We start from the raw sequence: 10,511 nt of genomic DNA, 5'->3' as shown, positions 1-10,511 counted from the left end.
GTGGTCGTCGGGGTCGGCATCGTCGCCGCCGCCACGGCCACGGCACCGCCGGACCCGAGCACGAGCACGGTCGCGAGGCCACCCGCGATCCACGGCACCGGGCGGCGGGCGAACGAGGCGCGGACGGCGGTGCGCGCGTCGCGGAGGCGATCCGCGACGCCGCGCGGTGAAGGCTGCTGGTCGGACATCGCGAACGATCCTACGGAACTGCGGGAGGAGCCTCCAGGCCCACTTTCCCGATCCGGACGTTCCGCGCCCTGCCGGACGTCAGCCGTCGGCCGGTCGCGTCAGCCGTCAGCCGGGTACCGGACGCCGACCTGTCGGCGAGCCTCGTCCATGAGGGCCATGATCGCGACCGTCTCCTCGGGGTCCATCGGGCCGCCCTCGTGGGTGCCGGACTCGACCATCGACTCGAACGCGCGGACCTCGTGCGCGTAGCCGGTGAGCTCCTCGCGCCCGTCGAACTCCTCGACGACGTTCCCGTCGCGGTCGCGGAGCCGCCAGGTCGTCGGCGTGAACCACGTCGAGTCCAGGTCGATGCGGCCGTCCTCGCCGATGACCGAGGCGGTGTTCGGACTGCGGAGGTCGAGCCCGAAGTGGAGCATCGACTGCGTCCCGCCCTCGTGCGTCAGCACCAGGCCCATCTGCGTGTCGACGCCCTGCTCACTCAGGGTGCCCGCGGCGACGACCGACGTGGGGACGCCGAGGACGTCGACCGCGAAGGAGATCGGGTAGATGCCGAGGTCGAGCATCGCGCCACCGCCGAGCGCCGGGTCGTTCAACCGGTGTGCCGGGTCGGACGGCAGCGCCTGGTGGTGGGTCGCCTCGACGAGCCGGACCCGCCCGATGCGGCCCTCGGCCACGAGCTCGCGGATCATCGACATCTGCGGGAGGAAGCGCGTCCACATCGCCTCCATGACGGCGACGTCGGCGCGCCGGGCGGCGTCGACCACCAGGCGGGCCTCGTCCGCCGTGATCGTGAAGGCCTTCTCGACGAGGACGTGCTTGCCGGCCTCGATGGCGAGCAGTGCGTCCGCCGCGTGCCGCGAGTGCGGTGTCGCGACGTACACGGCGTCGACGCCGTCGTCGGCGACGAGGTCCTCGTAGGAGCCGTGCGCCCGCGGGATCCCGAACTCGGCCGCGAACGTCTCGGCGCTCGCGAGCGTCCGGCTGCCGACCGCGACGAACTCGACCCCCGCGGCCGTGCAGTCGCCCACGAAGGACCGTGCGATGCCGCCCGTACCGATGACTCCCCAGCGAACCGTCATGGGACCTGTCTACCAGGGGCCGCGGTCGGCACACCGCGGTCCGCCCGCAGCACTTTGGTATGGACTGCACCGGTGATTGCCAGCTAGCGTGCTGCTGCACCCCCTGAACGGGGGTCCCGCGGTCGCGTCCGACGGCCGCTCCCCCAGCAGAAAGCGATCAGGTCCTCCATGCGCCGATCCGTCCTGTCCGTCGTCGCCACGAGCGCGGCCATCGTCATCAGCTCGACCCTCGTCGGTGTCACCCCGGCGACCGCGCACGGCTGGGGATCGCCCGGACACGGCTGGGCACCGCCGGGACACTCGGCCGACGCGGGGCTGCAGCCCCGGACGCAGTTCACGATGGCGGCCGACGGCTCCTCCGGCGCGAGCCAGGGCGGCGAGGGCATCCCGAACATCGACTCGGTCAAGAAGACCATCGCGACGTACTACGGCGACCCCGGCACCGGACTCGCCAACCGCACCGACTCCCCCTACATCCGCGAGATGCGGTCCATCGTCGACCGGCAGAGCGCCCAGCTGCAGCGCATCCACGACGCCGCGGTCCGTCGCGGCGAGAAGCCCGCGATCGTCCTCGACGCCGACGACACGACGCTGTGGACCTACGACATGGAGGTCGCGGACATGCACTTCGTGTTCGACCCGGCCCGCCAGGACGAGTGGGTGCAGGACGAGCGCTTCCCCGCGACGCCGTCGATGGTCGGCTTCGTGAACCGGGCGCAGTCGCTCGGGTTCACGGTCTTCGGACTCACCGGTCGGAACGACGACCAGAAGGCTGCCACCGTCCAGAACCTGTCGAAGGTCGGCTACACCGCGTTCACCCAGGACCGCTTCTTCACGAAGTGGACCGGAGTCGGTGCGTCCCAGCAGCCGTCGTACATCACCTGCGCCACGGCGAAGTGCACGACCGTCGAGTACAAGGCGCTCACGCGGAAGCACATCGAGCAGGACCTCGGCTACGACATCGCGCTCAACGTCGGTGACCAGTGGAGCGACCTGCAGGGCGGGTACGCCGACCGCTCCGTGAAGCTGCCGAACCCGACCTACTACCTGCCCTCGGCCGACCTGCCCGGCGTGTCCGAGCCGCGCCTGACGCCCCGCACGCACTTCACCATGGCCGCGGACGGCTCCTCCGGCGCCACCCAGAGCGGCGAGGGCATCCCGAACATCGACTCGGTGAAGTCGACCATCGCGACGTACTACGGCGACCCCGGCACCGGACTCGCCAACCGCACCGACTCGCCGTACATCCGCGAGATGCGGTCCATCGTCCGGAAGCAGGCTCCCGTCGTCGCCGCCCAGTGCGCCGTCGGCCGGAAGCTCCACCGCAACCCCGCCATCGTGCTCGACGCCGACGACACCACCCTGTGGACCTACGACATGGAGGTCGCCGACATGCACTTCGTCTTCGATCCCGCCCGCCAGGACGAGTGGGTGCAGGACGAGCGCTTCCCCGCCACCCCGTCGATGACCTCGCTCGTGTCGATCGCCCAGCGCTCCGGCTGCACGGTCATCGGGCTCACCGGACGCAACGACGACCAGAAGACCGCCACGATCGAGAACCTGCAGAAGGTCGGGTACCCGCAGTTCGCGGCGACGCAGCGCGGCACGCAGACGTACTACACGAAGTGGACCGGCGTCGGGGCCTCGCAGCAGCCGTCGTACATCACCTGCGCCACGGCGAAGTGCACCACCGTCGAGTACAAGTCGCAGACCCGTGCGCACATCGAGTCGCGCTCGGGTGGGCGGTACGACGTGGTGGCGAACTTCGGCGACCAGTACAGCGACCTGCTCGGTGGGTCGGCGGACCGGAGTGTGAAGCTGCCGAACCCGACGTACTACCTGCCCTGAGGCCGGGTCGGGCCGGGCGCGCAGGCACCCGGCCCGGCTCGGGCCCGGCGCCCGGCGCCCGGCGCCCGGCTCGGGCCCGGCGCCCGGCTCGGGAAGCAGAAAGCCCCGGTCAGACAATGTCTGACCGGGGCTTCTCGGAGCCGCCTGTCGGAATCGAACCGACGACCTATTCATTACGAGTGAATCGCTCTGCCGACTGAGCTAAGGCGGCGGACGCTCCGTTGCCGGAGCGGCACGGGACACGACTATACAGGTTCAGACGAGCGAACGCGAAACGAGCGCGTCGAGGTCGGCGAACGACCGTTCGAGCTCGTCGACGAGGTGGGTGTCCGACCCCGCGTCCGACCACTGCCACCACGCGTGCCGCAGCGCAGCCAACGCCACGAGGGACGCCAGCCGCGCCCGCCGACGCCGCTCCGGCTCGCCGGAGACGTCCGGAGCTCCGTCCGCGGCCGCCGCGAAACGCGCCACGATGGCCCCCTCGATCGCCGCCTGGAACTCCTTCATCGACTCCATCCGCCGACTGAAGAGCTCCGGCGCGGCACGGAGCACCTGCTGCCGCTCCTCGATCAGCCCACGCTCCTCGATGAGTTCGCGCGTCGAGTGCACGAGCAACGCCCCGAGGTCGGCCAGCAGGTCGCCCGTCGGCCCACCGGCCACGAAGTCCGCGAGGGTGTCGTCGTCCGGCAGCGTGGGATCGTCGCCGAGGATCGCGCCTTCCTTGTTCGGGAAGTAGTTGAAGAACGTCCGCGGCGACACGTCCGCACGCCGCGAGATCTCGTCGACCGTCACCGCCGCGAGCCCCTCCTCGATCGCGATGCGGAGCGCGGCCTGCTGGATCGCGAGTCGGGTGGCGCGGCGCTTCCGCTCGCGCAGGCCGGGTTCTGCGTCGGACATGCGGTGATTGTCCCATGCGCGGGGGCGCGGGCGGATGGGGAACGTCACAGGGTGCGGTTCCGGACGGCCTGGAGGCGCGGTGCGAGCGCGTCCTGCGTCTCACCTCGGGCAGGTGGTCCCGCCCAGGGCGCGGGTCAGCGGCGCGCGCGGGCGATGGTGACGAGCAGCGCCTCGAGCGCGAGGAGGGCCGCCACGTTCGCGGCGATGCGCTGCCGAGCGAGCGCGATGGCGTCGAGCACCTCGAGCGCAGCGGCCGGGGTCACCGACTGCAGTGCGTGGTCGAGCTGTTCCCGCATCGCGAGGTTCACCGGTTCCGCCGGCGCCCCGAGTCCGAGCAGCAACAGGTCACGGTACAGCGACGAAACATCGACGAGGATCCGGTCCAGCCCGTCCCGGAGGCTCCGCGTCGCCCGACGCTTCTGGTCTTCCTCGAGCAGGCGCAGCTGCGAACGGAGTGCCGGCGGGATCGTGCCGCCGGGCTCGATGCCGAGCGAGCGCATCGCGGCGTCGCGTTCCTCGGCATCGCGCTGCTGCGTGATCGCCTTGGCGTCCTCGTCGGCGACGGCGAGCAGGTCGGCGGCGGCCATCACGGCGTCTCCGACGGTCCGGACGCCGAGCACCGTGCTGAGCGTGCGGCGTCGACGGTCGCGGGCGTCCTCGCTGGTCGCGAGACGCTGTGCCATGCCGATGTGGCTCTGCGCCTGGCGTGCGGCGTCCATCGCGAGGACGCGGTCCACACCGGTCCGGGCGACGAGCAGGTCTGCGACGGACTCGATGCCCGGCACGCGGAGGCGGACCGACCGCACGCGCGACCGGATCGTCGGCAGCAGGTCGGCCTCGCTCGGGGCGCAGAGGATCCACACGGTGCGCTCCGGCGGTTCCTCGAGCGCCTTGAGGAGCAGGTTCGACGTGCGTTCCGTCATGCGGTCCGCGTCCTCGATGATCACCACGCGGTACCGGCCGACGGAGGGCGAGTAGTGCGACGACGTGACGAGCTGCCTGATCTCGTCGATGGTGATGATGACCCGCTGCGTCGTCAGGACCGAGACGTCGGGGTGGGTCTTCGCGGTGATCTGCTGGAGCGTGTGGTCGTCGTCCGGACCGTTGCCGACGAGTGCGGCGGCGAAGGCGGACGCGACGTTCGACCGGCCGGAGCCGGGGGGCCCGGTGATCAGCCACGAGTGCGTCATGCCACCGGTGCCGTCGGGCGACTCGGCCGCGTTGCGGAGCGACGCGACCGCTTCCTCTTGCCCTGTCAGGCCGTCCCACACGCTCACGGGATCATCCTGCCAGCCGCCACCGTCATCCCTCGACGATCCCGACCAGTGGACCGACCGCGGAACGGATCGCGCGCTGGACGTCCGCGGCCGGGGCGGACGCGTCCACCACGAGGAAGCGCTCGGGCTCGGCGGCGGCCATGTCGAGGAACGCCCGACGGACCGTCTCGTGGAACGACTCGGCCTCGGACTCGAGTCGGTCGAAGGTGTCGCCGCGCGCCGCGGCCACCCGCGCACGCCCGACGGTGACGTCGAGGTCGAGCAGGATCGTGCGGTCCGGCGTGAGCCCGTCCGACGCCCAGTCCGACACCGAACGGATGTGCTCGGCGCCGAGGCCGCGCGCGACCCCCTGGTACGCCACCGAGGAGTCGATGTACCGGTCCTGCAGCACCACGTCGCCGCGAGCGATGGCGGGGCGGACGAGGGTCTCGACGTGGTGCGCGCGATCGGCCGCGTAGAGCAGGGCCTCGGCCCGAGGCGCGACGTGGCCGCGCTCGTGCAGGACGATCTCGCGGATCCGCGTGCCGAGGTCGGTGCCGCCCGGCTCACGGGTGCGCACCACGGTCCGGCCGTGCTCCTCGAGCCAGGCGGTCAGCAGCTCCGCCTGCGTCGTCTTGCCCGCACCGTCGCCGCCCTCGAGCGTGATGAACCGGCCGGTCACTTCTTCTTGGCCGCCGGCTTCCGCGCCGGTGCCTTCTTCTTCACCGGTCCCTTGGCACGCTTGTCCGCGATGAGCTGCACGGCGCGGGCGTGGTCGACGGCCTCGACGTCCTCGCCGCGCGGGATCGTCGCGTTGGTCTCGCCGTCCGTGACGTACGGACCGAACCGGCCGTCCTTCATCTTGATCGGCTTGCCGGACACCGGGTCGGCGTCGAACTCCTTGAGCGCTGCGCTCGCCGAGCTGCGGCCGCCGTACTTGGGCTGGGCGAAGAGCTCGAGCGCACCGGGGAGGTCGATGTCGAAGATCGCGTCCTCGCCCGGCAGGGTCCGGGTGTCCGTGCCCTTCTTGAGGTACGGACCGTAGCGGCCGTTCTGCGCGGTGATGTCGTCGCCGGACTCGGGGTCCTTGCCGACGACCCGCGGTAGGTCGAGCAGCTTCAGCGCCGTCTCGAGGTCGACCGTCTGCGGGTCCATCGACTTGAAGAGGGACGCCGTGCGCTCCTTGGGCGCCGCGGGCTTCTTCGTGGTCTTCTTCGCCGGTGCCTTCTTCGCGGCACCCTTCGCGGTGGTCTTCGCTGCGGGCTCCGCCTCGGCGGCGGCCGGCGTGGCCTGCGTGTCGAGCACCTCGCCCGTCGCGGCGTCGACCGCGGGTTCCGGCTCCGGGGTGCGCTCGGTCACGTACGGACCGAACCGGCCGTCCTTCGCGAGGACCTCTTTTCCGGTCTCGGGGTTGATGCCGACGACGCGGTCACCGAGCACCGGGGCGTCCACGAGCTCGCGGGCCTTCTCGGCGGTGAGCTCGTCGGGAGCGAGGTCCTCGGGCACGTTGACGCGACGGGGCTTCTCGGGGTCGTCGCTCGGCACCTCGATGTAGGGGCCGTAGCGACCGATGCGGAGGGTCAGCCCCGGCGCCAGTTCGACGGAGTTGATCTCGCGCGCATCAATCTCGCCGAGGTTGTCGATGACCGTGCGGAGCCCGCGCTGGTCACCACCACCGAAGTAGAACTCCTTGAGCCAGTCGACCCGGTCGGCGTCGCCGTTCGCGATCCGGTCGAGGTCGGCTTCCATGTCGGCCGTGAACTGGTACTGCACGAGGTCACCGAAGTACTCCTCGAGCAGCCGGACCACGCTGAACGCGATCCAGTTCGGCACGAGCTGGGTCCCGCGCAGCGACACGTAGCCGCGGTCGATGATCGTCGGGCTGATCGTCGGGAAGGTCGACGGGCGACCGATGTCGAGGTCTTCGAGCGTCTTGATGAGGCTCGCCTCGGTGTAGCGCGGCGGCGGGGTGGTGTCGTGGCCCTTCGCGACGACGTCGTCGACGGCGAGGTGCTCGCCTTCCTTGACGTCCGGCAGCGCCACGTCGTTTCCCGAGCGGTCCGAGGACTCGTGGCGGTCCTCGTCCTTGCCCTCTTCGTAGGCGTTGAGGAACCCGCGGAAGGTGATGACCGTGCCGGACGCCGTGAACTCGGCGTCGGTGCCGTTCGCCGTGGCCGGGATGCCCTCGACGGACTCCCCGGAGGAGATGCCGAGCACGATCGACGCCGTGGAGCCCTTGGCGTCCGCCATCTGCGACGCGATGGTGCGCTTCCAGATGAGGTCGTAGAGGCGCCACTCGACACCGGTCAGCGTCCCCTCGAGCTGCGACGGAGTGCGGAACGTGTCGCCGGCGGGGCGGATCGCCTCGTGCGCTTCCTGCGCGTTCTTGCTCTTGCTCGCGTAGACGCGCGGCTTGTCGGGCACGGTCGCGGCGCCGTAGAGGTCCGCTGCCTGCTTGCGAGCGGCGTCGAGCGCCTGCTTCGACAGGTTGACCGAGTCCGTACGGATGTAGGTGATGTAGCCGTTCTCGTACAGCGTCTGCGCCGCACGGGCGGTCTGCCGCGGCGAGAGGCGGAGCTTGCGCGCCGCTTCCTGCTGCATGGTCGACGTGGTGAACGGTGCTGCCGGGCGGCGCGTGTAGGGCTTCGACTCGACGCTGCGGACGGTGGCGTCACCGGCACGCTCGAGCACGGTGGTGAGCGCGGCCGCGGCGGCTTCGTCGAGGCGGACGGCCTCGCCCTTCAGGGCACCGCGGTCGTCGAAGTCACGACCGGAGGCGACCCGGGTCCCCTGGACCCGCGCGAGTCGAGCGGTGAAGGCGGCGTCGCCCTCCTTCTCGAAGCGCGCGCTGAGGTCCCAGTAGTTGGCGGACACGAAGGCGAGGCGTTCGCGCTCACGGTCGACGACGAGACGCGTGGCAGCGGACTGCACGCGACCGGCCGAGAGCCCCGGACCGATCTTGCGCCAGAGAACGGGCGAGACCTCGTACCCGTAGAGACGGTCGAGGATGCGGCGGGTCTCCTGCGCGTCGACGAGCGCGGTGTCGAGTTCACGGGTGGCTTCCTGCGCGCGCTGGATCGCCTCCTTCGTGATCTCGTGGAAGACCATGCGCTTGACCGGCACCTTGGGCTTGAGGACCTGCAGCAGGTGCCACGCGATGGCCTCGCCTTCGCGGTCCTCATCAGTTGCGAGGTAGAGCTCGTCGGCTTCCTTGAGCGCACGCTTCAGCTCGGAGACGGTCTTCTTCTTCGCGTCCGAGACGACGTAGTAGGGCTCGAAGCCGTTGTCGACGTCCACCGAGAACTTGCCGAGCGAGCCCTTCTTGAGCTCCGCCGGCAGGTTCTTGGGCTCGACGAGGTCCCGGATGTGTCCGACGGACGCCTGGACCTCGTATCCGTCACCGAGGTATTGCGCGATCGTCTTGGCCTTCGCGGGGCTCTCGACGATGACGAGCTTCTTCGTGCCTGGCACGTGTCTCCTTGATCGATGGTGCGCGTCGGCCCTGGACGACGAGCGCGTCCGGGTCGACCGGGGCACCGATGACCGGGGGCCGACAGGCACACCATACACATAGTGTTCGGGCTGGTCGTCCGCCGGACCGGCGACTGCGACTGCGCCCACGGCGAACGGTCCGCCGCCGACGACGACCCGGACCCGCGCGGCGGAGGCAGCCGTCCCGCAGGTGTCGACGGCTGCCTGGTTCCGCGCTGCCACGCGCGTCGCGACGGAACAGGGTTCGCCCGGGACGAGCCCGACGAGGGCCGCCGCGGCGGCGAGCGCCGAGGCGTCGGCAGCGGCCTGGGCGCGGATCGTGGCCACGCGCAGTCCGGCTCCGGCGAGCGCCGCCGTCAGGACGACGAGGACGACGCCGACGACCGCCGTGAGGAGGACCGTGGCGGACCCGCGCTCGTTCACCGTCCGTCCTCCGCAGCGCAGCCGGTGGCACGGAGCGGGACGGCGTCGAACGGCCCCGCGGCCCCTCGTGCTGCCCGGACGCAGACGACACCACCGTCGCGGTGCACCGTCATGCCGGCCCCGGGTGCGAGGTGCTCGAGGGCGGCGCGCCCGGCGTCGTCGTCCCCGCGACCGAACGCTCGTGCCGCCGTGGCCGCCGCGAGCTGGAGGCGTCCGAGGCCGTCGACGACGAGCACCGCGGCGACGAGCGAGGTCAGGACGAGGGCCACGACGGGGAGCACGACCGCGAACTCGACGCTCACGGTGCCGCGCTCCCCGTCCGCCGCCGGGCGCGGGTCAGCCGCGTACGGGTCAGAGGGACAGGGCACCACGGACGAGTTCCGTGAGGATGCTCTGCACTTCTCCGGAGCGCATCACGGCGACGAGGACCCCGGCGAACGCGACGGCGGCGAGGATCACGACCGCGTACTCGGCCGTCGCCGATCCCCGGTCGTCGTCGAGTCGTCGCCGGAGTCGGGCGCCGAGGTGCTGGCGGTGCGTGCTGGGTGAGTCGGTCATGTGACTGTCCTTCCTGATGCGGTGCGATGCGATGCGATGCGATGCGACCAGCCTCGCCGCGGGCGGCCCTCGACACGGGACCGGTCACCGGATCTGTGGAGGATCAGCCGACGTCGACGACGGTGGAGGAGAGGACCCCGACCACCACCGGGACGACCCCGACGAGGACGAACGCGGGGAGCACGCACACCCCGAGCGGCAGGACGAGTCGGACCGCGAGCCGTTCCGCGGCGGCGAGGCCCGCGGCAGCGACGTCGTCGCGGACGTCCTCGGCAGCCGCGCGGAGGAGCGACGCCGCCGGGACCCCGGCACGCTGCGCGAGTGCGAGGACCTCCCGGAGGTGTTCGCCGTCCGCGGCACGGCACGGTCGGTCGGCGAAGGCGGTCCGCACGGCCGCTCCCCCGTCCGCCCACGACCCACCACCCGACACCGCGACCGCCCACGCGTCGAGCAGCACGCCCGGCAGGTGCCCGTCGGGCGTCGCCGCACGGACGAGGCGCGCGGTCCACGCCCGCCCCAGCAAGACCAGCGCGGTGGAGAGGACGACGCAGGCCCAGCCGACCGGCGACGCCACGAGTACCTGGACGGCACCCGATCCCCAGGTCGACCCGAGCGCGAGCCCGAGCAGCGGCAGCGCGAGCACCACCCGGGCGCTCGCGCGCGGACCGGCGAGTGCCACGAGGACGGCGCGGTCCGATGCCGCCGACCGCCGGAGCGCTCCGGCGAGTGCGCGGACGGTGCCCGCCGACGGCGCCCCGGTGTGTTCGGC

At 71.6% G+C, this 10,511-nt stretch carries 10 protein-coding genes and 1 tRNA gene; 1 reads left to right on the top strand and 10 read right to left on the bottom strand.

Annotated features, from left to right (window positions below; translation table 11 throughout):
- Both HWD93_RS17675 and HWD93_RS17670 read right to left on the bottom strand, forming a co-directional pair.
- Positions 1-188, bottom strand: a 188-nt coding sequence (locus HWD93_RS17675; protein WP_261647523.1) for a hypothetical protein, incomplete at its 3' end; no start/stop codon positions are given.
- A 99-nt stretch (positions 189-287) separates the two neighbouring features.
- Entirely contained in the window at positions 288-1,268 is a 981-nt protein-coding gene (locus HWD93_RS17670; protein WP_070418420.1) for a Gfo/Idh/MocA family protein, read from the bottom strand.
- A 168-nt stretch (positions 1,269-1,436) separates the two neighbouring features.
- Here HWD93_RS17670 and HWD93_RS17665 point away from each other — a divergent pair, with 168 nt between their 5' ends.
- Positions 1,437-3,116, top strand: coding sequence for an HAD family acid phosphatase (locus tag HWD93_RS17665; protein WP_261647522.1), 1,680 nt, complete (start codon positions 1,437-1,439; stop codon positions 3,114-3,116).
- A gap of 138 nt (positions 3,117-3,254) precedes the next feature.
- Here the strand turns inward: HWD93_RS17665 and HWD93_RS17660 are convergent.
- From HWD93_RS17660 to HWD93_RS17625, 8 genes are all read right to left on the bottom strand, one after another.
- A tRNA-Thr gene (locus HWD93_RS17660) sits at positions 3,255-3,327 on the bottom strand.
- 44 nt (positions 3,328-3,371) lie between these two features.
- A complete protein-coding gene (locus HWD93_RS17655) occupies positions 3,372-4,013 on the bottom strand; it encodes a TetR/AcrR family transcriptional regulator (RefSeq protein ID WP_261647521.1) in 642 nt (213 codons plus the stop codon).
- A gap of 134 nt (positions 4,014-4,147) precedes the next feature.
- Positions 4,148-5,290, bottom strand: coding sequence for a DNA polymerase III subunit delta' (locus HWD93_RS17650; RefSeq protein WP_071302639.1), 1,143 nt, complete (start codon positions 5,288-5,290; stop codon positions 4,148-4,150).
- 25 nt (positions 5,291-5,315) lie between these two features.
- Positions 5,316-5,951: a dTMP kinase gene (gene tmk, locus HWD93_RS17645; protein ID WP_261647520.1), complete on the bottom strand. Its 636-nt coding sequence runs from the start codon at positions 5,949-5,951 to the stop codon at positions 5,316-5,318.
- Positions 5,948-8,740 carry a type I DNA topoisomerase gene (topA, locus tag HWD93_RS17640; protein WP_261647524.1) on the bottom strand — a complete coding sequence of 931 codons (2,793 nt, stop codon included), beginning with the start codon at positions 8,738-8,740 and terminating at the stop codon, positions 5,948-5,950. The genes tmk and topA overlap by 4 nt, the downstream gene beginning before the upstream one ends.
- Positions 8,741-9,180: 440 nt before the next feature.
- Entirely contained in the window at positions 9,181-9,486 is a 306-nt protein-coding gene (locus HWD93_RS17635; RefSeq protein ID WP_092386421.1) for a TadE family type IV pilus minor pilin, read from the bottom strand.
- Positions 9,487-9,535: 49 nt separating this feature from the next.
- The gene (locus HWD93_RS17630) at positions 9,536-9,742 is read right to left on the bottom strand and encodes a DUF4244 domain-containing protein (RefSeq protein ID WP_092386419.1); all 207 of its coding nucleotides are present in this window, start codon (positions 9,740-9,742) and stop codon (positions 9,536-9,538) included.
- Positions 9,743-9,845: 103 nt separating this feature from the next.
- The coding region (locus tag HWD93_RS17625; RefSeq protein ID WP_261647519.1) for a hypothetical protein at positions 9,846-10,511 on the bottom strand (666 nt) is incomplete at its 5' end.

The organism is Curtobacterium sp. C2H10, from assembly GCF_025407985.1.
Classification (GTDB): Bacteria; Actinomycetota; Actinomycetes; order Actinomycetales; family Microbacteriaceae; genus Curtobacterium.
Note: the sequence above shows the minus strand (reverse complement) of the source record. Positions and strands in the feature narration are given on the sequence as shown.

Excerpts from the sequence above, each read along its gene's own strand:
- HWD93_RS17670 (WP_070418420.1), bottom strand. The coding sequence starts at position 1,268 with ATGACGGTTCGCTGGGGAGTCATCGGTACGGGCGGCATCGCACGGTCC.
- HWD93_RS17665 (WP_261647522.1), top strand. The coding sequence starts at position 1,437 with ATGCGCCGATCCGTCCTGTCCGTCGTCGCCACGAGCGCGGCCATCGTC.
- HWD93_RS17655 (WP_261647521.1), bottom strand. The coding sequence starts at position 4,013 with ATGTCCGACGCAGAACCCGGCCTGCGCGAGCGGAAGCGCCGCGCCACC.
- HWD93_RS17630 (WP_092386419.1), bottom strand. The coding sequence starts at position 9,742 with ATGACCGACTCACCCAGCACGCACCGCCAGCACCTCGGCGCCCGACTC.